Below are 25121 nucleotides of genomic sequence, written 5' to 3'. Positions count from 1 at the left end.
TCGATCACATGGCCCGAAACAAGTTCATGAAGGGCTGGCTCACGGCCAGGGTTTCGGGTCGACCGCGCAGGCGCAGGCAGCCCTTGCCGCTGTCGTCGCGTTCCACCGACGCCACCTGACGCAGGTTCACGATGGTCGCGCGGTGGATCTGGCGGAATATCTTCGGGTCGAGCTGGCGAAGCAGTTCGCGGATGGGCCGGCTCAGCAACGCATCACCTTCGGCCGTCGCCACCTGCGTGTACTTGTTGTCGGCGCGGAAATAGATCACGTCTTCGACAAGGATCAGCCGCGTCGCCCTGCCCGTGCTCGCGGTGATCCAGGTGAGCGGTTCGTCCGGCGAGTCGTCGAGCCGCTCGCCCAGGTCACGCGCGACCTGGGCCGTGCGGCTCGCATGGCGTGCCGCGTCGGCGAGCCGGCCACGCAGCCGCGCGACCGTCTGCGCAAGCCGGTCCGCCGTCACGGGTTTCAGCAGGTAATCCACCGCGCCGCGCTCGAAGGCGTCGATCGCGTACTGGTCGTACGCGGTGATGAACACCACCAGCGTGTGCGGGCTCACGTCGGCCGCCGCCGCGGCGACTTCCAGGCCGGTCAGGCCGGGCATGCGGATGTCGAGGAACGCGACGTCGGGCCGATGCGTGGCGATGGCGTCGAGCGCGGCGCCGCCGTCCTCGGCCACTTCCACGACGTCCAGTTCCGGCCAGGCGATGGCGAGTTCGCGTTGCAGCGCCGCGGCGAGCAGCTTCTCGTCCTCGGCCACGATGCAGCATGGCGTGTTACGCATGGTCGACCACTCCCGTCACCGGCAGCGTGATCGTCGCGGCGACACCATGGGGAAAGTTATTGCCGATGGAGAACGTGGCGGTGCTGCCATACATCAGGCGGAGCCGCTCGCGCAGGTTCTTCAGCCCGATGCCGGTGCCCGCGCCGTCACTGCGAAAGCCCAGGCCGTCGTCGGCCACCGTTAGCGACAGCCCCGACCCGTCGACGCCCGCGCGTATCCAGATGCCGCCACCGCCCGGCTTTGGTTCGAGGCCATGCTTGATGGCGTTCTCGACGAGGGTCTGCAGCATCATCGAGGGCATGGGCACTTTCAGCGCGTTCTCCGGCACGTCCGTGTGTACGGCGAGCCTGTCGCCCATGCGCAGGCGCATGATTTCCAGCCACGCCGTGGAACGCTCCAGCTCCTCGCCGAGCGTCGACAGCGAACCGTCCGTCCTTGGCAGCGAGCGACGCAGGTAATCGATGAGGTGGCCGAGCATGCGGTCGGCACGGGAAGGGTCCGTACGCACCAGCTCCTGTGCGCTCGCCAGCGTGTTGTAGAGGAAGTGGGGTTCCACCTGGGCCTGCAGGAGGCCCAGCTGCGCGGCGGTCAGTTCCTTTTCCATCTTCGTCTGGCGCGCATCGGCACGCTCGCGGTTGCGCCGCTCGGCAAGCCGCTGCGTCATCGCACGAACCAGCGTCTCGACGTATTCGAGCGAGGTGCCGCCATCGGGGTTGAACCAGTCGGTCCACGCGCCGCTGTCCGGCTCGCACACGAACATGACGCTGCTCGAGCCGTCGCCCGGCGTGACGGTCGCGGAGAGCTTGGTGGGGCGATCGAAGGTGTTCAGCCGCTGGAAACGGGCGCGGCGTTGGGGTTGTTCGCTCGCCGGGACCCGGATCAAGGCACGCAATTGCAGGCCGCCACGCGCGCCGGCCACTTCGTGCACGTTCGGAAGCTCGCGGACCACCTCCTCCGCGATCGCGAAGGCCTCGTCGGCCGGGTATGGCACTTCCACGCGACGGCGCTGGCGATTGGACACGGTTTCGCCGTCGATGCGGCCGGCGATGACGCGCACCCGATAGAGATGGGTGACGCCGCGCCCGAGCGCCACCAGGAGCCCGACGAACCACGCGAGTGTGAAGATCCACGGCAGTTCGCCACGGTTGAATCCGATCGCGGCCCATACAACCAGCAGCACGCACCAAGCCGCTACCCACGCCGCCACGACACGTCCGAGGAACATCAGGCTTGCCATCTCGCGTACTCCACCCTGGAAACGCCGTGGAGCATACGACGCGTGCGAGCAGGTCAGGCGGCCATTCCGACGAAACGCCATATTCGGCGACGAAACCCTCTGCTTGCGCGGCGCAGCATGACCTAAGCGTCGTGATGGGCCATCCTCGGGTGACGGCTTTCGCGGTGGGGACCGCAGGCCACGACAAAGGGGTCAATGCATGGCGTTGTTGCTCGTCGTTTTCGCAGTCGTCGTACTTTCTATTTACCTCGGCATCAACATGCTGCCGAAGCACCATCCCGCCAACTGGCTGCTCGGCATCGTCGGCGGTGCCTGCCTGGTCCTGGCCTGGTACGCGATCTTCCGTCCCATGCTGATCGCCTCCGGCGGCAGCGATCCCTCGCTCATCGCACTCGGCCTGACGGCCGCCGGCATCGTGTCCTGCGTGCTTGGCATCGTCTGCCTCGGCATCTGCGTCTGGCGCGACCCGGCACGCTTCTGGATGCTGTCGATCGTCTTCATCGGCGTGATCGGCGCCACCCAGGTCACCGCCCTGACCTGAGCACCCTTGCTCACGCCCCGGGCAGACCGGGGCGATGCGGTTCGTGATCGGCCACGAAATCGGTGGGAACGTGCACGCCACGGCGCGCGATCTTCTCGGTCATGATCGTGTGCCGCATCATCAGTCCCGACACGATGTACGCCGTCGTGCAGGCAGCCAGCAGGGGCAGGAGTGCGTGCGGCTGCATCGTGGTCTCGAACACGAAGACCGCGGAGGTCATCAGGGCGCGCGACGCCCCGGCGAACAGCGCGGCCATGCCAATCAGGGCAGCCATGTGCGCGTCGACGTGCAACGGCGGCCATGCGGCAAGCAGGACGCCGCAGACGCCACCCAGCGCGCCTCCGACGGTGAAGAGTGGCGCCAGCGTGCCGCCCGACGTGCCGCTGCCGAGCGCCACCGACCATGAGACGAGCTTGGCCACGGCGAGCAAGGCCATCGCGGCGAGGCCCAAGCGTCCGGAGATGATGTCTGTGATGTTCTCGTAACCCACGCCCAGCGTGGCGGGCATGACGTAACCCACCGCGCCCACGACAAGGCCGCCGAGCGCCGGCCACCACATCCAGTGGATCGGCAACTTCTCGAAGCCGTCCTCGATGGCGTACGTCAGACGCGTGATCAGTACGCCGGCGACGCCCATCACGATTCCGAGCAAGGCGTAGACCACCAGCGCCTGTGGGGCCACCGCGGGCAGCTCGGGCATAGGAAACACCGGGCCCGGGCCATCCAGCAGGAAGCGCACGCCCGTCCCGGTCACCGCAGCGAGCGCCACGGGCAACAGCGAACGAGCGCGGCGCTCGAAGAGCAAGAGCTCGATGCTCAGCAACACGGCGGCCACCGGTGCGCTGAACACGGCGGCCATGCCCGCCGCCGCGCCGGCGGCGAGCAAGGTCTTGCGCTCGTTCTCGTTCACGGGAAGGAACTGTCCGAGCAGCGAACCCAGCGCACCGCCGGTCGCGATGATGGGCCCCTCGGCGCCGAAGGGGCCACCGGTGCCGATCGCGATCGCCGACGACACCGGCTTGAGCCAGGTCATGCGCGCGGGAATCCTGCTCTCGTTGGTGAGTACCTGCTCCATCGCCTCCGGAATGCCGTGACCACGGATCGCACGCGATCCCCAGCGCGCCATCATGCCCACGACGATGCCGCCGATGGCCGGAACGACGATGACCCAGGCGCCGAGCCCGTGCCCCGCGGGCGACGTCAGTTCGGTGCTCCACCGGTGATGGAACGTGAGATTGGTCACCACGCCGATCAGCATGGTGAGCAGGCGCGCCACGCAACCGACGATCAGCCCGAGCCCGATGGCGAGCACACCGATGCGCACCACGCGCATGCTGAGCAGCGGGAGGCGCGTCGTTATGTGCGCGTCGGCGAGCGACTGGTCCAGCGAAGGCGCAAGCGGAATCGCCGCACGGTCGTGCGGTGGATGCAAGGGATCGATCATGGGGACGCCGAAGGTGGTGATTGCGGCGCAAGGCTACCGGGATATGAGCGGCGTAGCTGGCTGGCAGATGAACGGCTGATTAGAGGGTGGCGACGCCGTTGTCCGCAGCACCCGCGTAGCGATAGCCGGACACGGACAAGGTCCCTGCTCCATCCACCAACTCGAGCTCGGCGCGCGCCCCGAACGGCATCGTCCCTTTGTCCGGACCGTTGCCGAAGGTCAGTCCGCGTACGACGGGCAGCCCCGATGCATGAGCGAACCGCTGCAGCGCATGCTCGATGTCGTAGCCATTGTCGTATTCGCTGACGCGCTGGCCACCGAGGCCGCCGATCAGGATGGCCCGCTGGCCATCCAGCACACCCGCGAGCTTCAGTTCGAACAGCATGCGTTCGATGCGCCACGCCTGCTCGCCCGATTCCTCGACGTAGAGGATGCCGTCATCGATCGTCGGCAAATAAGGCGTGCCGACCAGGCTGCACAAGGACGACAGGTTCCCTCCCCATAAGGTGCCTTCCACCTGCAGGTCTTGCTGCTCGTCCGCGCTCGTCCAGTGGATCGCGGTGCGTGGCGACGTCACCGTCTGCCAGAAATGCCGCCATGTGCTCTCGCGCAGGTAAGCCGCACCGAAGTCGGGTGCCAGCATGGGCCCGTGCAACGAGCCGATGGCGCTGCGCGCGTAAAGCGCGCACTGGATCGCCGTGAAGTCGCCATGGCCGACCAACGCGCAGGCGCTGTCGCGGAAGCGTGCGGCCAGGCCGCTGAAATCGAGGCGATCGAGCACGGCGATGGCGCCGTAACCGCCGCACACGGCCATGACCAGGTCCGGTAACGGCACGGATGGATCGGCCAACTGGTTGATGTCGGCCGCACGCTCGGCGTCGCTGCCCGCGAAACGGAGGAACACTCGGTCGACGACGTCCGTGCCGTGGACCCGGTGCCCGGCAGCCTGCAGTCGTTCGATGCCCCTGTGGCAAGCGGCGCGGTCGTCCGCGTAGCCGGAGGGGGCGATGAGCCGTATATCGAGTCGTTTCGGCATGTCGGGCAAGGCGTGGTGGTCCTTACCAATACCTCCACCGCGGCACCAAGGCAACCGAAGGTCGGTGGCTCACCAATCGTAGTACTCGTCGGCGGGCGTCAGGTCCTCGGCCGGCGCGTGACGCGTGAGCGTCTCGCGAGGTTGCTCGCCGAAGACGCTGCGGTACTTCTCCGCGAAGCGCGAAAGGTCCCACATGCCGCAGCTGAGCGCCACCGACTTGACGGAGCGCCTCCCGGCCTCCGCCGTGACCAGGCTGCGGTGCGCCGTGCACAGGCGAAGCATGGCGAGGTAACGGTTCGGTGGGATCCCCAGCAGGTCGTCGAAGGCGTAGCGCAGGCCGCGTTCGCTGGCCCCCGCTGCCTGGCAAAGCTCATGGGAATAGATATCGCGGCGAAGGTTCGCCCGCATGAAACGCTCGGCGCGCCGAACGACCTGGTAATGCGCGCGCCTCCCTCGGGACGCGACAGGGCGCTCCTCCGGCGAGGAAGCCAGGGCCACACGAATGTGTTCGTCCAGGAGGTCCTCGATCGGCCCCATGGTGTGCTCGCCCGTGTCGTGCACGGTCGCGGCGATCTGTCGGTAAGCCCGCTTCAGGTGTTCCGAGCGCACCGAGAACAGCCGCAGGCGCTGCGCGGCCATGTCCACGTCGGCATGGTCGGACGCGAGGAAGCGCGAACGAAAGCGCGCGTACGGCGCCACCACGAGGGTGAATCGTGTGCCGCGTTCGAACATGAAATCGCTTGGCGTGCCACGCAGCAAGGTCACGGCCATGTCCGACTCGACGCCGATGCCTTGGCACCAGCTGCGTTCCCCCGTCTCGTGCAGGTAGACGAGCATGCACGCGTCTTCGGGAACCGTCAGCGACCCACGCACGTCGAAATCGATGTGCGCCGTGAGATAGGTGATCCCTTCGTGCGCCAGGGATGCGATGGCTGCGCGTGGTCGCGCGGGGCTGAGCGTCAGCAGGTCGACCTCGCAGGCGCCCAGTACGGCGCCCAGCTTCACGAGGTCGTAGTCCTCAAGTCCCTGTGTATCGGCAAGGCGGCTCATGCGATTACCTCCCAGTGCTCACTTCCCCGGACGGGCCGAATGCCATTGGCAACGTCGCGCCATTCCGCAGGACCTCCCCCGCTCCCTAACCCCTTCCACCGACGAGCGCTGCTGCAACCGCCGACGGATGCCTATAACTAACGATGTATGGGATTAAATGCCAGCACTTTGTGAATTTGCCGAATTTGCTTACTCATGCCATCTCCCAGCCGGCGTTTTTGGCGACGATCGTGCTTTCCCCGTGGCTCGACTCCGCGGCCGCGACTGAGGCTACACTCCCTCCGTTACCAGCCACGAAGGGAAAGCTCCGCCGATGCGACGCCTCGCTCTCGCCTGCCTGACCGTTCTCACCCTGGCGGCCTGCCAGTCCCACGACGAGGACAAGGCCGCCACCACGCCGCCTGCCGCGCCGGCCCGCCCCTCGACGGCACCGCCCCCGCCCCTGCCGGCGGTAGCCAATGAACACCACGATTTCTCGCCGGACATCACCGGGGCCGACTTCGCGGCGCACCTGCGGGTGATCTCCTCCGACGAATACGACGGTCGGAAGCCCGGCACGCTCGGCGAGCGGCTCACGACGAACTACATCATCGAGCAGTTCAAGCGGGCGGGGCTGGAACCCGGCAACAAGGGCGAATGGATCCAGACCGTGCCCTCCGTGTCCACGGCGTTGAATGGCCAGGACACGCTCGCGCTGGACGTCGCCGAAGGTGGCGCCAACGAGCGCTTCGCCTTCGGCACGGACATGGTCGCCGGCACGCTACAGGCCAAGGCCGATGTCGACGTGAAGGATTCGGACATCGTGTTCGTCGGCTACGGGGTGGACGCGCCCGAGGCCCAGTGGAACGACTTCGACGGCGTCGACGTCAAGGGCAAAACCGTCGTGATCCTCGTGAACGACCCGGGCTGGAACGGCAACGACGCGAACCTCTTCAAGGGTCGCGAGATGACCTACTACGGCCGCTGGACCTATAAGTTCGAGGAGGCCGCCCGCAAGGGCGCCGCCGCGGCCTTCATCGTCCACCAGACGGAGCCCGCCGGCTATGGCTGGAACGTGGTGCGCAGCGGTTGGACCACGCCTCGTCTCGACCTGCCGGAAAGCGAAGACCCCGCGCCACGCCTGCCGGTAGCCGGGTGGCTGACCCGGGATGCCGCGGTGCGCTTGTTCGCGAAGGCCGGCAAGAACTTCGACGAACTGGCTAAACAGGCCGACGTGCGTGGCTTCAAGCCCATACCGCTCGACGCGAAGGCGTCCATCCACCTGCAGAGCACCATCACGCACTCCCTGAGCAACAACGTGATCGGCATGGTGAAGGGCACCGACAAACCCGACGAGGCCGTCGTCTACACGGCGCACTGGGACCACCTCGGCCACGATCCCGCGCTCAAGGGACACCAGATCTACAACGGCGCCATCGACAACGGCACCGGCATTGCCGCACTGCTGGAGATCGCCGGCAAGTTCGCCCAGGACAAGCCGAAGCGCTCGGTGGTCTTCGCTGCCGTGACGATGGAGGAATCCGGGCTGCTCGGTTCGAAATACTACGTGGCGCACCCGCCCTTCCCCCTCGCGAAGACCGTGGCCGACATCAACATGGATGCCCTGCCCATCGGCGGCGCCACCCGTGACATGACGGTCGAGGGCCATGGGCAGAACGATCTCGAAGACATGCTCGCCGAGGTGCTGAAAGCGGATGGGCGCGTCGTCAGCGGCGATTCGGCGCCCGAGAAGGGGTATTACTTCCGCTCCGATCACTTCAACTTCGCCAAGGCGGGCGTGCCGGCGCTGGCGGCCGGCGGCGGCATCGACATGGTGAACGGGGGAAAGGCTGCCGGCATGGCGGCCGGCGAGGACTACGGCAAGAACCGCTACCACCAGCCGACCGATGTTTACGACATGCGCTGGAACTTCGACGGCGTGATGCAGAACGTGAAGGCGTTCTACGCGCTCGGCGAAAAGCTCGCGGACAGCGACGTTTGGCCAGCGTGGAAGGAAGGCAGCGAGTTCAAGGCTGTGCGCGAGAAGTCGTTGGCCGACGGTGCCAAGAAGAAGAAATAATAGACGCCGTGTGTGGGAGCCGCTTCGGCGGCGGCTCCCACACCGCTACACGCTCTCAGTAATTCACCTGCAACTGCACTCGCAGCAACTGCCCGTCAATGCGCCGGTACGGTGCCGCGCTGACATCCGTCCGTCGCATGTTCGCCCACGCCACGGCGAGTTCGATGGCGCTCGACGGCTGCCATTCCACGCCGGCTTCGACCTCGTCGACCTCCATGCGCGGCGCATTGGTGTCGAATTTCGCCGCCCCGCGATACGTCTGCCACTTCGCATACGGCATGAGCGAGCCGTACCCGCCGTCGAACTTGTACATCACCTGCGCATAACCGCCGCGCAGCGATTTGGTACGGATCGTCCGCCGCGCGATGTCGAGTTCCGGCCCCTTGCCCACCGTCCACTCGGCCTGGAAACCGAACGGCTGCGGATAGTAGATGACATGGGCGGCTACGCGCCGATCCGTCGACCCCGCGACGGGTGCGTCGACCGTGGGGGTGAACGTGCTGCCGTCGATCGTCGCGGATGCAGTGGACACCTTGTAACGCCCCGTATAGGCGTCCGCGCCCACCTCGAGGAACTGGCCGTTGGCGAACTTGAACGGATAGGAGAAGTGGACCACCGAATGCAGCTGGTCATTACGATCCGGCCGGTTGGCGCCCTGCCCGTTGTAGACGCCGAAGCCCACCACGCCGTAATCGCCCGAGCCTTTCAGACCTGACTTCTGCAGGTACGCGAATCGCTCCTTCGCGACCGTCGGCGACCAGTACGCAATGACGCCGAGGTCGCGCTCGTCGCGCACGCCGGAGTTCATGGCATCGGCGCGATCGAGCGCGAGGCGGTTCTGGCTCGACTGCAGGTCTTCCCAGCCATAGGGGATCTTCGACTGGCCAGCGCGGATGCGCCAGGTCTTCTCCTTGTTGAGCCACAGGTCCGCGTAGGCGTCGCGCAACTGGGCGAAGTGCGTGGTGCTCGAGCCCGAGGGTGTGCTGGCGAGGTCCGGCTGGATGTAGATCGACATGTTGTCGGTCACGTCGCCGCTGATCACCACGCGAGCCCGGCGGATGCCGAAGCCCTGCTCGCGACCGATGAAGCGGTCGCCGGGTGATTTCAGGTCCTTCGCATCCTCGCCCAGCTCCTGGTTGTAGCGCATCTGCACGTAGCCACGGATGCCGATCTTCTCGTACCAGGCTTTGCTTGAGGACGGCGGGACGCGCGGGGCCGTCGCCGTGGCTGCGGATGCCGAAGGGGCTGCCGCGACGGTGGTTGCGCCTGCGGCTCGCACGGGACTCGCGGTCGTCGCCTCATCGGCCGCTGGCACGAACTTGCCCAGCCGCTGCCTGCCCGGACCGGGCTCCGCGAATATCTGCCGCGTGGCCGCGTCCACGTACAGCTCCACGGCCACCTGCGGCGCGCCTTCGGCGGCCGCGGTACCGCACATCGTCCAGAAGGCGGCGGCCAAGGGGAATTTCTTCATCGGTTGATTGCTCCGGAGGGTTGAGAAAATACTCAAACGTCGGCGATATGGCGGCAAATGGTTGCCTTTTCGCTCTAACATGCCGACGGTCGGAACGGTAGCGGCGGGTCATTGCACTTCCGTGACAGCCGGCCACTCCGGCCAGTACCGCGGGCGCGGATGGGCAACACTTCCGTCATCACCGCGTCACAGTGGATAATTCGCGCCAGACGCGCCTCGCCAGGGGACCGGCTCCACCGCAGTTGGCGAGGCACCTCTCCTACCCACGCATCCCAGGCGGAATAAAACCCATGTCCTTCGCAAGCCCGCGCCGCACGCCGCGACGTCTCGTCATTGCCTTGTCCATCGCCACCGCGCTCGCCGCCGGCGTGGCTTCCGCCCAGGACGCGCCACAGGACGCCCAGTCGTCCAACGCGACGCCGCGGACCGCCACACTGCAGACCATCAACGTGACCGCCGAAAAGCGCACGGAAGACCTGCAGAAGGTGCCCATCTCGATGACCGTGGTCACGGCCGAGAAGCTGGAATCGTTCGGCCAGGCCGGCGACGGCGTGCTGCAGCTCGCCTCGCGAGCACCCAGCGTGTACGCCGAAACGTCTTACGGCCGCGAATTCCCGCGCTTCTACATCCGCGGCCTCGGCAACAGCGACTTCGACCTCAACGCGTCCCAGCCGGTCTCGATGGTCTATGACGACATCGTCCAGGAGAACCCGATCCTCAAGGGCTTCCCGCTGTTCGACCTCGAGCAGGTCGAGGTGCTGCGCGGCCCGCAGGGCACGCTGTTCGGCCGCAACTCCCCGGCGGGCGTGATCAAGTTCGAATCGCGCAAGCCGACGCAGGAAACCGAAGGCTACGCCCGCGTCTCCTACGGCTCGTACGGCACGGCCAACGCCGAAGCCGCGATCGGCGGCAAGCTCAGCTCGAGCTGGTCGGGCCGCGTCTCCGCCCTCGCCCAGCACCGCGACGGCTGGATCGACAATGACTACACCGGCAAGAAGGACGACCTCGGCGGCTACAACGACCGCGCCGTCCGCCTCCAGGCGCTCTATAAGGCGTCCGAGGATTTCGACGCCCTGATCAACGTGCACGGCCGTTGGCTCGACGGCAGCGCCATGGTCAACCGCGCGAACTCGATCACTTTGGGCGGCGACCAGTTCGTGCCGGGCTTCGATCGTGACTCCGTCTCACAGGACGGCCGCAACAAGCAGCACCTGTTCACCTGGGGCAGCAACCTGCACCTGAACTGGCACTTCGGCGACCTCAACTTCGCCTCCATCACGGGCCTCGAGCGCGCCACGACGTACAGCCTCGGCGACGTCGACGGCGGCTACGACGCCTCCGGCACGCCCGCGAAACTCAGCTTGACGAATCGCGTGACGCCGTTCTATTCCGAAACCGCCGATGCGCTGCCGAAGGATCGCCAGATCACCCAGGAATTCCGCCTGTCCAACGACAGCGCCGAACGCCTGAAGTGGCAAGTGGGCACGTACTACTTCGACGAAGACATCGCGATCACCAACTTCTCCTACGACACGCTCAACAATCACGCCCTCAATGGCTGGGTGGACCAGAGCCAGCGCACGAAGGCATGGGCGGTATTCGGTTCGGCCGACTACAACTTCACCGATGACTTCGACGTCCGTGCCGGCGCGCGCTGGTCGCACGACAAGCGCGACTTCAAGGCGGAGCGCTTCCTCGGCTTCACCGGCCCGGTGGGTCCGCTCACGTCCGAACCGACGGACGCGCGCTGGAGCGGCGACCTGACTGGCACTTGGCAGCTGTCGAAGAACTCCAACGTGTACGCCCGCATCGCGAATGGCTTCCGCGCGCCCAGCGTGCAGGGCCGTATCAACTTCGCCAACAGCATCTCCACGGCGAAGCCGGAGACGATCACGTCGTACGAGATCGGCTACAAGTCCACGTCCGACGACAACAAGCTTCGCTTCAACGCGGACGTGTACAAGTACAACATGCACAACCAGCAGCTGACGGCCGTGGGCGGTGCGACCAACGTCACCCAGCTGATCAACGCGAAGAAGACGGAAGGCTACGGCGCCGAGTTCGACCTCGAGGCCTACCTCACGCCGAACTTCTACATGACGGCCGGTGGCAGCTACAACCACACCGAGCTGAAGGACCGCAACCTGGCTGTCGCTCCCTGCGGCGGCGGCTGCACGGTGATCGATCCGCTGAACGCGGTCGGCAATGCGCTCATCGACGGCAACACGCTGCCCAACGCGCCGAAGTGGATCGGCACCTGGACCGCGCGCTACGGCATCCCGTACGGCGAAAGCGGCGAGTTCTTCGTCTATACGGACTGGAACTACCGCAGCGAGGTCAACTTCTTCCTGTACGACTCCGAAGAGTTCCGCAGCAAGCCGTTCCTCGAAGGCGGCATCCGTGTCGGCTACAACTGGGACTTCGGCAAGCGGGAAGTGGCCCTGTACGGCCGCAACATCACCAATAAGAAAGTCATCACGGGCGGCATCGACTTCAATAACCGCACGGCCTTCGTGAACGACCCGCGCATCATCGGCGTGGAATTCCGCGCGGAACTGTAAGGCCCACCGGAACATCGGTCGGCAGAGACGGCCGGCTCCTTCGGGAGCCGGCCGTTTTCGTTTGGGGGCCTAAACCTTTCGGCGGAAACCGGCATCAGAACAGGTGCCCCGCCGGCACGCCGCACCAGCACACTCCGGCACGGCATAGGCCATAAGTCATATGGAATTTCACGAAATTCCGGTTGACGACTCAAAATATGGTGTTATAGTTCACTACAACACCGGTCCCCCACAGCACCACTGGAGCAAACACCATGAAAAGCCCGAACTACATCGCCCTTGCCGCCTCCTTCGCCATCGCCGCTTCCACCCTGTTCGCGTTCAGCAGCACCTCGACCACGGCGGCTCCGCTGACCGAAATCAACGGCACCAAGGTCACCGACCTCGCCCCGATCGTCGTCTACGCCGACGCCTCCCCGAGTGTCGCTTCCCTTTAACCCAAGCCCCACGCAGCACGTCATCGGAGTCGTCCCATGAAAGCGCCGAATCTGATCGCCCTGACCGCTTCCGTACTGATCGCCGGTACCGCCGTGTCCGCCATGCGCTCCTTCGATGACCGCGCCGCCGCGATGCTCGCCGCACCGCACTTCGTCAACGGCACGCGTGTCGTCGACCTCCCCCCGCTCGAAGTCCGACCCACCGACGCCGATGTGCGCGAGGCCGTTCTCCTGAGCGAGGCCACTTTCGATTCGGCCGCCGATGCGCTCAAGCGCAGCGCCGAAGACCGAGCCGCAGCGCTGATCCGTGCGCAGCTGGCCATGCCCTACTATTCGTTCGGTAACGTACTGCGCCAGACGGCGAAGGAATGACATACATGTCCATCACCTGGAACGACAGCGTCCCGATCTATCGCCAGCTCCGCGAACGCGTGGTGGCCATGATCCTGGACGGCGCCTTGAACGAAGGCGATCCGCTGCCGTCGGTACGCCAGGTCGCGGGGGATTTTCAGATCAACCCGCTGACCGTTTCCAAGGCGTACCAGGAGCTGGTCGACGAACAACTGGTTGAGAAACGGAGGGGTCTTGGCATGTTCGTGATCGATGGGGCGCGCGAAGCGCTGCTGAAAAGTGAAAGGGAGCGCTTCCTGCGCGAAGAATGGCCGGCCTTGTTTGCCCGCCTGCAGCGCATGGGCCTCGATCTCAAAACCCTGATGCGTGAAGCCAATGGCTCCGCGGAGGACCCGTCATGACAGCGGTCGTCACCGCCACCGGCCTGACCAAGCGCTACAAGTCGTCGCTCGCGCTGGATGCCGCCAACTTCCAGATCGGTGCGGGTCGCATCGTCGGCCTGATCGGCCCCAACGGGGCCGGCAAGACCACGGCGCTGAAGGCCATCCTCGGCCTCACGACCTTCGACGGACAGCTCAACGTCCTGGGCCTGGACCCGCGCAAGGACCGCGACAAGCTGATGGAACAAGTTTGCTTCATCGCCGACGTGGCGGTCCTGCCGCGCTGGCTCAAAGTGGGCGATGCCGTCGACTTCGTGGCTCATACCCATCCCCGCTTCGACCGCGCCAAGTGCGACGCCTTCCTGGCCCGCACGAAGCTGCAGCGGGGGCAGAAGGTAAAGCAGCTCTCCAAGGGCATGATCGTCCAGCTGCACCTCGCGCTGGTGATGTCGATCGACGCGAGGCTGCTGATCCTGGACGAGCCGACCCTCGGCCTGGACATCCTCTACCGCAAGCAGTTCTACCAGAGCCTGCTGGAGGACTACTTCGACGAGGAGAAGACCATCCTGGTCACCACCCACCAGGTCGAGGAGATCGAACACATCCTCACCGACCTGATGTTCATCCGCGACGGGAAGATCGTGCTGGACACCGACATGGACAGCCTGGGCGAGCGATTCGCCGAGGTGCTGGTCGGATCGGACCAGGCTGCCGCGGCGCGGGAGCTGAAGCCTCTGGACGAGCGCCAGGTGTTCGGCAAGAGCATCTTCCTCTTCGATAACGTGAGCCGGCCGCAACTCGAACGACTGGGCGAGGTAAGGCGGCCATCGATCAGCGACCTCTTCGTCGCCACCATGAAGGGCACCTACGCATGAAAACCTTCTACTGGCTGGTCAAGCGCGAATTCTGGGAACACAAGGGCGGCTTCCTCTGGGCGCCCGTGGTGACCGGCATCGTCTTCCTGGCGCTCAATTTCATGGGCATCATCCTAGGCGAGGTCTTCGGTCGCCGGAACAACTGGGGTGTTTTCCGGTACGGCGAGATGAACCTCCACGGCTCAATGAGCCCGTCCGACATGAACAATGCCGGCGCCGTCATGGACATCTCGCTCTACGCCATCGCCGGCATCGTCCTCTGCGTCACCGCCATCGTGGTGTTCTTCTACTGCCTCGGCGCCCTGTACGACGACCGTCGCGATCGCAGCGTCCTGTTCTGGAAGTCGCTGCCGCTGTCGGACACGTCGACGGTGCTCTCGAAGGTCGCCAGCGCCATCGTGCTGGCCCCGGTGATCGCGGTGGTGATTGGCGTGATCGTCGGTCTGACACTGAGCATCCTCTTCGCTCTGGTCGCCTCGATGCATGGCGTGGGTCTCTGGGGCCTGCTGATGGCCGCCCATCCGCTCCGCGTCGTGTTCAACATGGTGCTGCTGATCCCGCTGTACGCCGTTTGGGCGCTACCGACCATCGGCTGGCTCCTGCTCTGCTCCGCCTGGGCTCGCAGCAAGCCGTTCCTCTGGGCCATCGCCCTGCCTGTCGCCGCCGGCGTGATCGTGTCCTGGTTCGGCCTGATGGGCTTCGCGGGCCTCAGGACGGAGTGGTTCTGGACGAACGTGGTGGGTCGCTTGCTGGGCAGCCTGATGCCGGGCGGCTGGATCACCAACGCCTCGTCGCTGAGCGGCGTGGGCCATGACGATCCGGCAGCACTGGTGAACAGCATGGGCCTGGCCTACCACTACAGCGCCCTGGCCAGTCCCTCGCTCTGGATCGGCGCGGTGGCGGGCGTGGCGATGATCGCCGGTGCCATCTGGTTCCGCCGCTGGCGCGACGACAGCTGACCTTCGACAACATCGGACGGCTCCTTCGGGAGCCGTCTTCTTTCGAGGAGTACGCGCGATGCTTCGTTCGATACTGTTCGGTTCGCTCCTGCTCTGCGGCCTTCCCGTCGCCTCCGTCTTCGCGGCCGACGCCACGCCATTGCGCGGTGAGGCCCTGGATACGCGGGTCGCCTTCCTCATGAAGGAAGCGAAGGTGCCCGGGTTCGCCGTTGCGATCGTGGAGGACGGCAAGGTCGTATCGGTCAAGGCCTATGGGCAGCGCGACGTGGAGAAAGGCCTGCCGCTGACCACAGACACCGTGATGTATGCCGCCTCCCTCACCAAGGCCGCCTTCGGCTACGCGACGATGTCGCTGGTCGACGCGGGAAAGCTGGACCTCGACAGCAGCATCGCGAAGGATCTGCCGAAGCCCCTCCCGTCATATTCGAAATACGCCGACCTTACCGGCGATGAACGCTGGAGGAAGTTGACGCCGTCCATCCTGCTCAGCCACCGATCGGGCTTCCCCAACTTCCGCTTTTGGCAACCGGGCAAGGACTACGATCCGGACGGCAAGCTTTCCTTCTACTTCGACCCCGGCACGCGTTTCGGTTACTCGGGCGAAGGCATCAACCTGTTGCAGTTCGTCCTGGAGAACGGCAAAGGCATCGATGTGGGCGATCTCATGAAGGCGCGCCTGTTCGAGCGCTACGGCATGAAGCGTAGTGCCATGACCTGGCGCGACGACTTCGCCGACAACGTGGCCATCGGCTATGACGAGGATGGCAAGCCGCTGGGGCACAAGCGACGCGAGTCCGTGCGGGCCGCGGGATCGATGGATACGACGATCGCGGATTACGCCCGCCTGCTGGCGGCGATGTCCCGCGGCGAAGGCCTGCAGCCCGCGACCTACGCCACCTGGCTGAAGCCCGTGGTGAGGATCCGCTCCGTGCGGCAGTTCCCGACCATCGGTCTTGCCGACTCCAAGGACAACGATTCGATTTCGCTGGGTTACGCCATGGGCGTGGGGACGTTCGAGTCACCGCGTGGCCCAGCGTTCTTCAAGGAAGGCCACGACGACGGTACCAACAACCTCTTCGTGTGCCTCGAGCGGTCGAAGACCTGCGTGCTGATGATGAGCAACAGCTCGAACGGCGAGTCGATCTTTGCTTACCTGCTCGACGACATCCTGGGGAAGACCTGCTTCCCGTGGTACTGGAGCAGTTACATTCCCTACGACCGGGCGGCCCTGCGTTCGGAGCCGGTCGTTCCCGACCGGCATCCGGCGTGCAAGCTCTGAGACGTCGATGACGGTCAGCCGCCGCCACCGCCGCCACCGCCGTGGATGCCACCCTTGGTCAACGCGGCGGGATCGAGCAGCTTCGCCAGTTCGGCCTTCGATAGTCCGGTGGTTTCCAGGGCCACCTCCATGATGGGGCGCTTCTCCTTATAGGCTTGCTTCGCCGTCGCCGCGCCCTTCTCGTAGCCGATGACGGGGTTGAGCGCGGTCACGAGGATCGGGTTCTTGTCCAGCGCCTCGCGGATGTGCTCCTCGTTCACCTTGAAGCCGGCGATCGCCTTGTCGGCCAGCAGCGTCGTGACGTTCGCGAGGATGTCGATCGACTGCAGCAGGTTGTATGCGATGACCGGAAGCATCACGTTGAGCTGGAAGTTACCGGACTGGCCGGCGATGGCGATCGTCGCGTCGTTGCCGATCACCTGCGCCGCCACCATCGCGGCGGCTTCCGGGATCACGGGATTGACCTTGCCCGGCATGATCGACGAGCCGGGCTGCAAGGCCGGCAGCTCGATTTCGCCGAGGCCCGCGAGTGGGCCGGAATTCATCCAGCGCAAGTCATTGGCGATCTTCATCACGGCGACGGCGAGCGCGCGCAGCTGCCCGGACAGCTCCACTGGCGCATCCTGTGCGGCCATGCCCGCGAAATAGTTCTCCGCCGATTCGAATTTCACGCCGGTCAGCTTCGACAGCTCGGCGGCCACGGTCGGACCGAATTTCGGATCGGCATTGATCCCCGTGCCGACGGCACTGCCGCCCTGGGGCAGACGCCGCGTGCGCTTCAACGTGTCGCCGATGCGTTCTGCCGCCTCGCCGATCTGCGCTGACCAGCCCGACAGTTCCTGTCCGAACGTGATGGGCATGGCGTCCATCAGGTGGGTGCGGCCCGTCTTCACGACCTTTTTCAGCTCGCGCGCGCGGACGTCGATGGTCTTGCGCAGGTGCTTCAGCGCCGGCAGCAGCCGCTCGCTCGTGGCGAGCGTGGCGCTGACCAGTATGGCGGTGGGAATGACGTCGTTCGAGCTCTGGCCCGCGTTGACATGGTCGTTGGGATGGACCGTGCGGCCCGAGGTGGCGGCGAGGTGCGCGATTACCTCGTTGGCATTCATGTTGGAGCTGGTACCGGATCCGGTCTGGAACACGTCGATGGGAAAATGATCGTCCACCTCCCCCGCGGCGACCCTGGCGGCGGCATCACGGATGACCTTGGCGGACGCCTTGTCCAGGTGGCCCAGCTTCACGTTGGCCTCGGCCGCGGCCGACTTGATCAGGCCCAAGGCGCGAATGAACTCGCGCGGCATGGTCAGCCCCGACACCGGGAAATTGTCCACCGCCCGCTGGGTCTGGGCGCCGTAAAGTGCCTTGGCGGGTACTTTCAACTCGCCCATGCTGTCGCGTTCGGTGCGGAACTTGCTCATCGCGGGAACTCCGGTGGGGGATGCCCCATACAGTAAGGCCGGAACCGGCGGTTTTGTAGGAGCCGCCACGGCGGCGAGGGCCGCTATAATTAGGGATTGATCGCCTTGCCTCAGGAACCGCCCATGTCCCACGCCACGCTGACCGCCCTCTCGCCCCTGGACGGTCGCTATGCCACCAAGGTCGAGTCGCTGCGCCCGATCTTCAGCGAATTCGGCCTCATGCACCGCCGCGTGCACGTGGAGATCCACTGGCTGCTGGCCCTTGGCGCGCAGCCGGGCATCGTGGAGTTGCCGGCATTCTCCGCCGACGCGGTGACACGCCTGCTCGCGATCAGCAACGACTTCTCCGCCGAGGACGGCGAGCGGATCAAGGCGATCGAAGCCACCACCAACCACGATGTCAAGGCGGTGGAGTACTTCATCAAGGAAAAGATCGGCAGCGACCCGGCGCTGGCCCAGGCCAAGGAATTCGTCCACTTCGCCTGCACCAGCGAGGACATCAACAACCTCGCCTATTCGCTGATGCTGCGCGATGCGCGCCAGGACGTGCTGCTCCCCGCGCTCGACAACGTCATTGCGACGCTGCGCCGTCTCGCCCACGACCATGCGGACCTCTCGCTGCTGTCGCGCACGCACGGCCAGACAGCATCACCGAGCACGATGGGCAAGGAGATCGCCAATGTCGTCGCGCGTCTCGAAAGGCAGCGGCGCCAGCTCGTCGCCATCGAGATCCCGGGCAAGATCAACGGCGCCGTCGGCAACTACAACGCACACGTCATCGCCTATCCCGAAGTGGATTGGCCGGCGCTCGCGGCCAGCTTCGTGGACGGCCTCGGACTCACCTTCAACGCGTACACCACGCAGATCGAACCGCACGACGGCATCGCCGAGTTCGCCGACGTGCTGCGCCGGATCAACATCATCCTGATCGACCTCGCCCGCGACATCTGGGGCTACATCTCGTTGGGCTACTTCCGCCAGGCGCTCAAGGCCGGTGAAGTCGGCTCGTCGACGATGCCGCACAAGGTCAATCCGATCGATTTCGAAAACGCCGAAGGCAACTTCGGCCTCGCCAACGCCCTCCTCGGCCACTTCGCGGAAAAGCTGCCGATCAGCCGCTGGCAGCGCGACCTCACCGACTCCACCGTCCTGCGCGCCCTCGGCACCGCCTTCGGCCACTCCCTGGTGGCGCTGGAGTCGCTCATGAAGGGGCTCGGCAAGCTCAACGTCAACGCCGACCGCATCGCCGCCGACCTCGACGCCAGCTGGGAAGTCCTCGCGGAAGCCGTGCAGACGGTCATGCGCCGCTACGGCCTGCCGGAACCGTACGAACAGCTCAAGGCACTGACCCGCGGCCAGGGCATCACGAAGGATTCCATGCGCGCGTTCATCGCCGGCCTCGATCTGCCGGCCGAAGCGAAGCAGGCGCTGAGCGAACTGACGCCGGCCTCGTACATCGGCCTTGCGGGGAAACTGGCCCGGACGATCTAGCATCGGGCCGGCCGAGGAAAGCACTGGAAGCGTGCCTGGCACTCGTTCCAGGCACGTCCAGTGTCAGGCAAGTGCGGACTGAATCAAGGTGTCGATCGCACGCTCGCTCACATCGCCGACCTGCTTGCCACGAATAGTCCCGTACTTGAACACGCACACCGTCGGCGTTAACGTGATCCTGAAGTGCGCCCGCACGTTCGGGTTCTCGTCCGTGTTCACGACGACGACCTTGAGTGTGCCCATCCACTCATGGGCCACCTCCTCGATCACTTCTTCGAGGAGTTTCCAAGGCCCGATCCACGGAGCAGCGAACGCCACAAGCACTGGTACATCGCTATCGAGCACTTCTAGCGCAAAATTCGCGTCAGTGCCCCGCATTGCGTTCCTCATCGCCAGCCCTCCTTGCCGGCGGGCAGACACCGCGTACGAGTTGCTAATGAACGGCTGGGCAAGCTCAGACATCGGCGCCAAGCACATCGCTGTCAGCCTTCGATGACAACCGGAGGAATGTTCGACCCGGTCGTCGCCAAAGATCGCCGGCGACGCATGTCCCCGAGGAGGTTCCGAACTCTTCGGGCCTATGGAAGGTGCCGGCTGATTAGGACGTTGATCTTGGATTTCTCAATGCTGCCGACCAACGTGCCTACCTGCTTCCCCTGCTTGAAGAAGAAAAGAGTTGGAACGCCGCGCACCTGTAATGTGCCTGCGATGTCTGGATTAGTGTCGATATCCAGTGCCAACACGGTCAACGTGCCGGCTCGCTCCACAGCGATCTCTTTGATTACCGGCTTCAGCTTGTTCCAAGGCTCGGCCCATGCGGCTCCGATGGCGACAAGAACTGGCAACTCACTATTCAGGACTTTCTCCTGAAAAGTTGCGTCGGTAACGCTCTCTAACTCGGCCATGACTGCGCCCTCCCTGGGCATGCTGCTGCACCTGTGTTATCCCACGAACGCGGTCGCGAACGTGACGCCGCCGCCCGAATTCGAGGCGTGATTTCGGAACCTCGTTGCGGAAGCCGTTGAACAGTCCGGAAATGCCATGATCGACGTCCGCTCGCTACAATGCCCGACATGCCCATCCAGACCCCCACCCGCAAGCCCCTCCCCATCGAAGTGCGCGGCAGCGCCAGCCAGCCGTTGGGCATGAGCGCCACACAGTTCCTGCGCGATTGCTGGCAGAAGCGTCCGCTGCTCATCCGCAACGCCTTTCCGGATTTCCAGCCGCCGATCCAGCCCGACGACCTCGCCGGCCTCGCGTGCGAGGAAGGCGTGCTCGCGCGGCTGATCGTGCACGACGAAAAGCGCGACCGTTGGACGGTGAAGAACGGGCCGCTCGAAGAAGCCGAGTTCGGCAAGACGCCCAAGCGCGACTGGACCCTGCTCGTGCAGGACGTGGACAAATGGGATGCCGACGTCGCCGCCCTGCTCGACCACTTCGCCTTCCTGCCGAGCTGGCGCCTCGACGACATCATGGTGTCCTATGCCGAGGATGGCGGCGGCGTGGGTGCGCATGTCGACCAATACGACGTGTTCCTCCTGCAAGGCGTGGGCGAGCGCCATTGGGCGATCAGCGACGATCCGGACGCTCCGCTGGACTTCCGCGACGACGTGGAACTGAAGCAGCTCAAGGTCTTCGAGCCCACCCACGAGTGGCTGCTCGAGCCCGGCGACATGCTCTACCTGCCGCCCGGCGTGCCGCACGACGGCGTCGCCATCGGCAACTGCATGACGATTTCCATCGGAATGCGCGCGCCTTCCCAAGCCGAGCTGACCGGCGACCTCGCCGACTTCCTCGCCGAGCGGATGCCCGAGGAACTGCGCTACACCGATCCCGACCTCGCGCCCGCGAAGCGCGCCGGCGAGATCGACAACGCCGCGCTCAACCGCCTGCGCCAGGCCCTCCCCTTCGCCGCGTCGCTGGACCGTGACCTGCTGGCGGACTGGTTCGGCCGTTTCATCACCCGCTATCGCAACGCCCAGATGGCGGCCGCTCCGCCGAAAGCCACGACCGAGGCAGCGCTCGACAAGGCGCTCGCCGCCGGTGCGGCCCTGGTGCGTCACCCGTACGCGCGAATGGCCTGGGTCAAGGGCCGGAAGGACGCCACGCTCTACGTGAGCGGCCAGGCCTACACCTGCCCGCCGGACCTGGCCGAGCGGCTGGCCGGTGAGCGCGAGCTCACGCTGGAACGCGCTCCGACCCCGGCTGAGAAAAACCTCCTCCTGGCCCTGGTCAACGAAGGCCACCTGGGCGTGTGCAAAGGCCGGCGCCGGTGACGGGCATGGCGGACATGCTGTTGCTTGCCGAGGACCGTGCCGGTCTCGAGGCAGCCCATGTCCGCCTCCTGGCCGCGGCGCGCCACCGCGTCTGCATCTATCTGCCCCTGCTCGAAGCAGGAGTGCTGGACGGGGAAGCGACGCTGGCGGAGCTGCGCCGGATCGCCACCAGCGGCCGCCAGGCCCAGGTTCGCATCCTGACCCATGACGCGGAACGCGCCCATCGCGAGGGACACCGCCTGCTGGCCCTCGCGCAGCGCCTCCCGACGGCGGTCACCGTCCGCGTGCCCACGGAAGAAGCGCACCTGCGCTACGGCTCGGCCTTCACCACCGATCTCGTCGGTGGCTTTCTGTTCAGGCCCGTCGCGGCTCGTCACGAAGCCCGCGGGTCGCTCGACGCCCCCGGTGAGACCTCTCGCCTGACGGCTTATTTCGAGGAAGTCTGGGAGCGGGCGGAGCCCGCGTGGCAGATAAGACCACTCGGCATCTGAGTCATTTCAGAAACTGCGTTCCGGGTTGGCGCAGCGCAGCAGCACGGGGCTATAATTAACGGATTCTTATGCCGCAGGCCGTCCCCACGTGCCTCGCGGCGGCCCGTCCTTTTCGTGTGTGCCGGTGGTGACGTGAGCGCAAACCTGATCCGCGAGTTTTCCGAATCCTCCCAACTCGCCGGCGGCAACGCCGATTACGTAGAGCAAATCTACGAAGCCTGGCTGGCCGATCCCGGCTCCGTCCCGGCCGAATGGGACGGGTATTTCAAGGGCTTCAAGGGCCGCGAGGCTGGCGACGTACCCCATTCCAGCGTCATCGCCCGCATCGAGGCGGCGCAGAAGCAGCGCCGTAGCGCGCCCGCGGCGGCCGCGGGTCCGGTCGACAACGCCTACGCGCAGAAACAGGCCGGCGTCCTCCGCCTGCTCACGGCCTACCGCTCGCGTGGCCATATCGCCGCCAAGCTCGACCCGCTCGGCCTGAGCGTCCCGGACATCGATACGCCCGACCTCGGCCTCGCCTTCCACGGTCTCTCCGAGGCCGACCTCGATACCGAGTTCGACGCGGGCACCTTCGCCGGCGGCGGCCACCGGATGAAGCTGCGCGACCTGCTCGCGAAGCTGAAGCAGATCTACACCGGCACCGTCGGCGCCGAGTTCATGTACATCTCCGACCACGACCAGCGCGCCTGGATCCATTCGCGCCTGGAACAGGCCGGCGGCTCGCCGGGCCTGCAGAAGGCCGAGAAGGTCCGCGTGCTCGAGGCGCTCACCGCCGCCGAGGGCCTGGAGCGCTACCTGCACACCAAGTACGTGGGCCAGAAGCGCTTCTCGCTCGAGGGCGGCGACAGCCTGATCCCGATGATGGACGACATCGTCCGTGCCGCCGGCGACAACGGCGTCAAGGAAGTCGTGATCGGCATGGCCCACCGCGGCCGCCTCAACGTCCTGGTGAACATCCTCGGCAAGGCGCCCTCGCAGCTCTTCAACGAGTTCGAAGGCAAGTTCGAGCACGACGACAGCCCCATCCATTCGGGCGACGTGAAGTACCACATGGGCTTCTCCGCCGACGTCAAGACGCCGAAGGGCGGCGTGCATGTGGCGCTGGCCTTCAATCCGTCGCACCTCGAAATCGTGAATCCGGTCGTGGCCGGCTCGGTGCACGCGCGCCAGGCGCTTCGCCGCGACACGGCCCGCGACAAGTCGCTCGCCGTGCTGATCCATGGCGACGCGGCTTTCGCCGGCCAGGGCGTCAACATGGAGCTGATGCAGATGTCGCAGGCCCGTGGCTTCGCCATCGGCGGCACCCTGCACCTCGTGGTCAACAACCAGGTGGGCTTCACCACCTCCAAGCGTGAAGACGCCCGCTCCACGCTGTACTGCACCGACCTGGCGAAGATGGTCAACGCGCCGGTGTTCCACGTGAATGGCGATGATCCGGAAGCCGTGATCCAGGTCACCCGCCTGGCCTACGAGTTCCGCAAGCGGTTCAAGAAGGACGTGGTGATCGACCTCGTCTGCTACCGCCGCCACGGTCACAACGAGGCCGACGAGCCGGCAGCGACGCAGCCGCTCATGTACCAGATCATCCGCAAGCGCCCCACCACGCGCGACCTGTATGCGCAGCAGCTGGTGAAGGAATCGGCCATCGGTGCCGACGACGGGCAGAAGATGCTCGACGACTACCGCGCGCGCCTGGAGAAGGGCGAGCCGCTGATCGCGATCGACCCGAACCCGGACCGCGACATCTCGGTCGACTGGACGCGCTTCCTCAAGAACAGCCTGTCGATGGAAGTCGACACCGGCGTGCCCCGCGAGCAGATGGCCAAGGTGCTCGACGTCATCCTCGACGTTCCCGCGGACATCACCCTGCACTCGCGCGTCGCCAAGATCTACGACGACCGCCGCAAGATGGCGGCGGGCGAAGTGCCGGCCGACTGGGGCTTCGCCGAGAACCTCGCCTACGGCACGCTGATCGCCGACGGCAGCGACCTCCGCGTCGTCGGCCAGGATGCCGGCCGCGGCACGTTCTTCCATCGTCATGCGGTACTGCACGACCAGAAGACCGGCAACACCCTGCTGCCGCTCTCCAAGGTCCGCGACACCGCGCGCGTCGAGGTGATCGACTCCCTGCTCTCCGAAGAAGCCGTCATGGCCTTCGAGTACGGCGAAGCCACGACGTCGCCCGACCAGCTCACCATCTGGGAAGGCCAGTTCGGCGACTTCGCCAACGGCGCCCAGGTCGTGATCGACCAGTTCATCAGCTCCGGCGAAGCCAAGTGGGACCGTCTCTGCGGCCTCGCGCTGTTCCTTCCGCACGGCTACGAAGGCCAAGGCCCGGAGCACTCCTCCGCCCGCCTGGAGCGTTTCCTGCAGCTGTGCGCGCTGGACAACATGCAGGTGTGCGTGCCGACCACCCCGGCCCAGGCCTTCCACATGATCCGCCGCCAGCAGGTGCGTCCGGTGCGCAAGCCGCTGATCGTGATGACGCCGAAGTCGCTGCTGCGCCACAAGCTGGCCGTGTCCACGCTGGACGAACTGGCCAGCGGCCGCTTCCAGCTGGTGATCGGCGAGCATCGCGACCTCCCGGCGAAGAAGGTGAAGCGCGTCGTGCTGTGCTCGGGCAAGGTGTACTACGACCTGCTCGAGGATGCCGAGAAGCGCGGCATCGACGACGTGGCGATCGTGCGCGTCGAGCAGCTTTATCCGTTCCCGCGCCCGGAAGTCTCGGCCGAACTGCAGAAATACCCTTCCGCCAAGGAAGTGGTGTGGTGCCAGGAAGAGCCGATGAACCAGGGCGCCTGGTTCCAGATCCGTCACCACCTGCAGGCCTGCGCGGGTCCGAAGCAGAGCCTGTCCTATGCGGGACGCGCTCGTTCGCCGGCACCGGCCGCGGGTCACCTCAACACCCATGTCGCCGAACAGACGGCGCTCGTCGAACAGGCGCTGGTCGCGCCGGTCGGCACCGATCACGCAGCGGAGTAAGACAA

22 protein-coding genes are annotated in these 25121 nt (G+C 65.8%); 13 read left to right on the top strand and 9 right to left on the bottom strand.

Translation table 11 applies throughout. The features are described 5' to 3' along the window. Nucleotides 1–4 precede the first annotated feature (4 nt). Nucleotides 5–781, bottom strand: a complete 777-nt coding sequence (locus tag ACQKIE_RS02375; protein ID WP_427455375.1) for a LytR/AlgR family response regulator transcription factor — start codon at nucleotides 779–781, stop codon at nucleotides 5–7. Further along, entirely contained in the window at nucleotides 774–2018 is a 1245-nt protein-coding gene (locus tag ACQKIE_RS02370) for a sensor histidine kinase (protein ID WP_427455373.1), read from the bottom strand. The genes ACQKIE_RS02375 and ACQKIE_RS02370 overlap by 8 nt, the downstream gene beginning before the upstream one ends. A 199-nt stretch (nucleotides 2019–2217) precedes the next feature. Here ACQKIE_RS02370 and ACQKIE_RS02365 point away from each other — a divergent pair, with 199 nt between their 5' ends. Further along, nucleotides 2218–2559: a hypothetical protein gene (locus tag ACQKIE_RS02365; RefSeq protein ID WP_427455371.1), complete on the top strand. Its 342-nt coding sequence runs from the start codon at nucleotides 2218–2220 to the stop codon at nucleotides 2557–2559. Between the two features lie 10 nt (nucleotides 2560–2569). Here ACQKIE_RS02365 and ACQKIE_RS02360 read toward each other — a convergent pair whose 3' ends face one another. The 3 genes from ACQKIE_RS02360 to ACQKIE_RS02350 all read right to left on the bottom strand — a co-directional run bounded on the left by ACQKIE_RS02360 (nucleotide 2570) and on the right by ACQKIE_RS02350 (nucleotide 6089). Beyond that, nucleotides 2570–4003, bottom strand: coding sequence for a chloride channel protein (locus tag ACQKIE_RS02360; protein ID WP_427455369.1), 1434 nt, complete (start codon nucleotides 4001–4003; stop codon nucleotides 2570–2572). 79 nt (nucleotides 4004–4082) lie between these two features. Further along, nucleotides 4083–5039: an LD-carboxypeptidase gene (locus ACQKIE_RS02355; RefSeq protein WP_427456781.1), complete on the bottom strand. Its 957-nt coding sequence runs from the start codon at nucleotides 5037–5039 to the stop codon at nucleotides 4083–4085. Nucleotides 5040–5108: 69 nt separating this feature from the next. Beyond that, the gene (locus tag ACQKIE_RS02350) at nucleotides 5109–6089 is read right to left on the bottom strand and encodes a helix-turn-helix domain-containing protein (protein WP_427455367.1); all 981 of its coding nucleotides are present in this window, start codon (nucleotides 6087–6089) and stop codon (nucleotides 5109–5111) included. A gap of 313 nt (nucleotides 6090–6402) precedes the next feature. Here ACQKIE_RS02350 and ACQKIE_RS02345 point away from each other — a divergent pair, with 313 nt between their 5' ends. Beyond that, on the top strand, nucleotides 6403–8148 hold the full coding sequence (locus tag ACQKIE_RS02345; RefSeq protein ID WP_427455365.1) for a M28 family metallopeptidase: 1746 nt from the start codon (nucleotides 6403–6405) through the stop codon (nucleotides 8146–8148). Nucleotides 8149–8203: 55 nt separating this feature from the next. Here the strand turns inward: ACQKIE_RS02345 and ACQKIE_RS02340 are convergent, their stop codons facing one another. Beyond that, complete coding sequence (locus tag ACQKIE_RS02340; RefSeq protein WP_427455363.1) at nucleotides 8204–9619, bottom strand: porin; 1416 nt, start codon at nucleotides 9617–9619, stop codon at nucleotides 8204–8206. Nucleotides 9620–9909: 290 nt separating this feature from the next. Here ACQKIE_RS02340 and ACQKIE_RS02335 point away from each other — a divergent pair, with 290 nt between their 5' ends. From ACQKIE_RS02335 to ACQKIE_RS02305, 7 genes are all read left to right on the top strand, one after another. Further along, nucleotides 9910–12180 carry a TonB-dependent receptor gene (locus ACQKIE_RS02335; RefSeq protein ID WP_427455361.1) on the top strand — a complete coding sequence of 757 codons (2271 nt, stop codon included), beginning with the start codon at nucleotides 9910–9912 and terminating at the stop codon, nucleotides 12178–12180. Between the two features lie 254 nt (nucleotides 12181–12434). Next, on the top strand, nucleotides 12435–12617 hold the full coding sequence (locus tag ACQKIE_RS02330) for a hypothetical protein (RefSeq protein WP_427455359.1): 183 nt from the start codon (nucleotides 12435–12437) through the stop codon (nucleotides 12615–12617). A 36-nt stretch (nucleotides 12618–12653) separates the two neighbouring features. Further along, a complete protein-coding gene (locus tag ACQKIE_RS02325) occupies nucleotides 12654–12989 on the top strand; it encodes a hypothetical protein (RefSeq protein WP_427455357.1) in 336 nt (111 codons plus the stop codon). Between the two features lie 5 nt (nucleotides 12990–12994). Then, nucleotides 12995–13369 carry a GntR family transcriptional regulator gene (locus ACQKIE_RS02320; protein WP_427455355.1) on the top strand — a complete coding sequence of 125 codons (375 nt, stop codon included), beginning with the start codon at nucleotides 12995–12997 and terminating at the stop codon, nucleotides 13367–13369. Then, nucleotides 13366–14223: an ABC transporter ATP-binding protein gene (locus ACQKIE_RS02315; protein WP_427455353.1), complete on the top strand. Its 858-nt coding sequence runs from the start codon at nucleotides 13366–13368 to the stop codon at nucleotides 14221–14223. The genes ACQKIE_RS02320 and ACQKIE_RS02315 overlap by 4 nt, the downstream gene beginning before the upstream one ends. Then, nucleotides 14220–15182, top strand: coding sequence for a hypothetical protein (locus ACQKIE_RS02310; RefSeq protein ID WP_427455351.1), 963 nt, complete (start codon nucleotides 14220–14222; stop codon nucleotides 15180–15182). The genes ACQKIE_RS02315 and ACQKIE_RS02310 overlap by 4 nt, the downstream gene beginning before the upstream one ends. A 58-nt stretch (nucleotides 15183–15240) precedes the next feature. Beyond that, nucleotides 15241–16461, top strand: a complete 1221-nt coding sequence (locus ACQKIE_RS02305; RefSeq protein WP_427455349.1) for a serine hydrolase domain-containing protein — start codon at nucleotides 15241–15243, stop codon at nucleotides 16459–16461. A 14-nt stretch (nucleotides 16462–16475) separates the two neighbouring features. Here the strand turns inward: ACQKIE_RS02305 and ACQKIE_RS02300 are convergent, their stop codons facing one another. After that, nucleotides 16476–17876 carry a class II fumarate hydratase gene (locus ACQKIE_RS02300; RefSeq protein ID WP_427455347.1) on the bottom strand — a complete coding sequence of 467 codons (1401 nt, stop codon included), beginning with the start codon at nucleotides 17874–17876 and terminating at the stop codon, nucleotides 16476–16478. A gap of 123 nt (nucleotides 17877–17999) precedes the next feature. Between ACQKIE_RS02300 and purB the strand changes: the two genes are divergently transcribed. Further along, nucleotides 18000–19367 carry an adenylosuccinate lyase gene (gene purB, locus ACQKIE_RS02295; protein ID WP_427455345.1) on the top strand — a complete coding sequence of 456 codons (1368 nt, stop codon included), beginning with the start codon at nucleotides 18000–18002 and terminating at the stop codon, nucleotides 19365–19367. A 63-nt stretch (nucleotides 19368–19430) separates the two neighbouring features. Here purB and ACQKIE_RS02290 read toward each other — a convergent pair whose 3' ends face one another. Both ACQKIE_RS02290 and ACQKIE_RS02285 read right to left on the bottom strand, forming a co-directional pair. Next, entirely contained in the window at nucleotides 19431–19757 is a 327-nt protein-coding gene (locus tag ACQKIE_RS02290; protein ID WP_427455344.1) for a thioredoxin family protein, read from the bottom strand. A 188-nt stretch (nucleotides 19758–19945) separates the two neighbouring features. Beyond that, a complete protein-coding gene (locus ACQKIE_RS02285) occupies nucleotides 19946–20272 on the bottom strand; it encodes a thioredoxin family protein (RefSeq protein ID WP_427455342.1) in 327 nt (108 codons plus the stop codon). A gap of 168 nt (nucleotides 20273–20440) precedes the next feature. Here ACQKIE_RS02285 and ACQKIE_RS02280 point away from each other — a divergent pair, with 168 nt between their 5' ends. From ACQKIE_RS02280 to ACQKIE_RS02270, 3 genes are all read left to right on the top strand, one after another. After that, nucleotides 20441–21643: a JmjC domain-containing protein gene (locus ACQKIE_RS02280; RefSeq protein WP_427455339.1), complete on the top strand. Its 1203-nt coding sequence runs from the start codon at nucleotides 20441–20443 to the stop codon at nucleotides 21641–21643. After that, nucleotides 21640–22134 (top strand): hypothetical protein, encoded by a 495-nt coding sequence (locus tag ACQKIE_RS02275; RefSeq protein WP_427455337.1) that lies wholly within the window; start codon nucleotides 21640–21642, stop codon nucleotides 22132–22134. Before ACQKIE_RS02280 ends, ACQKIE_RS02275 begins: the two co-directional genes overlap by 4 nt. Before the next feature lie 132 nt (nucleotides 22135–22266). Further along, nucleotides 22267–25116, top strand: a complete 2850-nt coding sequence (locus tag ACQKIE_RS02270; RefSeq protein WP_427455335.1) for a 2-oxoglutarate dehydrogenase E1 component — start codon at nucleotides 22267–22269, stop codon at nucleotides 25114–25116. Nucleotides 25117–25121: the final 5 nt, after the last annotated feature.

This window comes from Luteibacter sp. NPDC031894, assembly GCF_050273135.1.
Classification (GTDB): Bacteria; Pseudomonadota; Gammaproteobacteria; order Xanthomonadales; family Rhodanobacteraceae; genus Luteibacter.
This window is presented reverse-complemented; position numbering and strand designations above follow the sequence as displayed.

Bases quoted from the DNA above. Each gene is read 5' to 3' on its own strand.
- ACQKIE_RS02375 (WP_427455375.1), bottom strand. From the start codon at position 781: ATGCGTAACACGCCATGCTGCATCGTGGCCGAGGACGAGAAGCTGCTC.
- ACQKIE_RS02370 (WP_427455373.1), bottom strand. From the start codon at position 2,018: ATGGCAAGCCTGATGTTCCTCGGACGTGTCGTGGCGGCGTGGGTAGCG.
- ACQKIE_RS02365 (WP_427455371.1), top strand. From the start codon at position 2,218: ATGGCGTTGTTGCTCGTCGTTTTCGCAGTCGTCGTACTTTCTATTTAC.
- ACQKIE_RS02360 (WP_427455369.1), bottom strand. From the start codon at position 4,003: ATGATCGATCCCTTGCATCCACCGCACGACCGTGCGGCGATTCCGCTT.
- ACQKIE_RS02355 (WP_427456781.1), bottom strand. From the start codon at position 5,039: ATGCCGAAACGACTCGATATACGGCTCATCGCCCCCTCCGGCTACGCG.
- ACQKIE_RS02350 (WP_427455367.1), bottom strand. From the start codon at position 6,089: ATGAGCCGCCTTGCCGATACACAGGGACTTGAGGACTACGACCTCGTG.
- ACQKIE_RS02345 (WP_427455365.1), top strand. From the start codon at position 6,403: ATGCGACGCCTCGCTCTCGCCTGCCTGACCGTTCTCACCCTGGCGGCC.
- ACQKIE_RS02340 (WP_427455363.1), bottom strand. From the start codon at position 9,619: ATGAAGAAATTCCCCTTGGCCGCCGCCTTCTGGACGATGTGCGGTACC.
- ACQKIE_RS02335 (WP_427455361.1), top strand. From the start codon at position 9,910: ATGTCCTTCGCAAGCCCGCGCCGCACGCCGCGACGTCTCGTCATTGCC.
- ACQKIE_RS02330 (WP_427455359.1), top strand. From the start codon at position 12,435: ATGAAAAGCCCGAACTACATCGCCCTTGCCGCCTCCTTCGCCATCGCC.
- ACQKIE_RS02325 (WP_427455357.1), top strand. From the start codon at position 12,654: ATGAAAGCGCCGAATCTGATCGCCCTGACCGCTTCCGTACTGATCGCC.
- ACQKIE_RS02320 (WP_427455355.1), top strand. From the start codon at position 12,995: ATGTCCATCACCTGGAACGACAGCGTCCCGATCTATCGCCAGCTCCGC.
- ACQKIE_RS02315 (WP_427455353.1), top strand. From the start codon at position 13,366: ATGACAGCGGTCGTCACCGCCACCGGCCTGACCAAGCGCTACAAGTCG.
- ACQKIE_RS02310 (WP_427455351.1), top strand. From the start codon at position 14,220: ATGAAAACCTTCTACTGGCTGGTCAAGCGCGAATTCTGGGAACACAAG.
- ACQKIE_RS02305 (WP_427455349.1), top strand. From the start codon at position 15,241: ATGCTTCGTTCGATACTGTTCGGTTCGCTCCTGCTCTGCGGCCTTCCC.
- ACQKIE_RS02300 (WP_427455347.1), bottom strand. From the start codon at position 17,876: ATGAGCAAGTTCCGCACCGAACGCGACAGCATGGGCGAGTTGAAAGTA.
- purB (WP_427455345.1), top strand. From the start codon at position 18,000: ATGTCCCACGCCACGCTGACCGCCCTCTCGCCCCTGGACGGTCGCTAT.
- ACQKIE_RS02290 (WP_427455344.1), bottom strand. From the start codon at position 19,757: ATGAGGAACGCAATGCGGGGCACTGACGCGAATTTTGCGCTAGAAGTG.
- ACQKIE_RS02285 (WP_427455342.1), bottom strand. From the start codon at position 20,272: ATGGCCGAGTTAGAGAGCGTTACCGACGCAACTTTTCAGGAGAAAGTC.
- ACQKIE_RS02280 (WP_427455339.1), top strand. From the start codon at position 20,441: ATGCCCATCCAGACCCCCACCCGCAAGCCCCTCCCCATCGAAGTGCGC.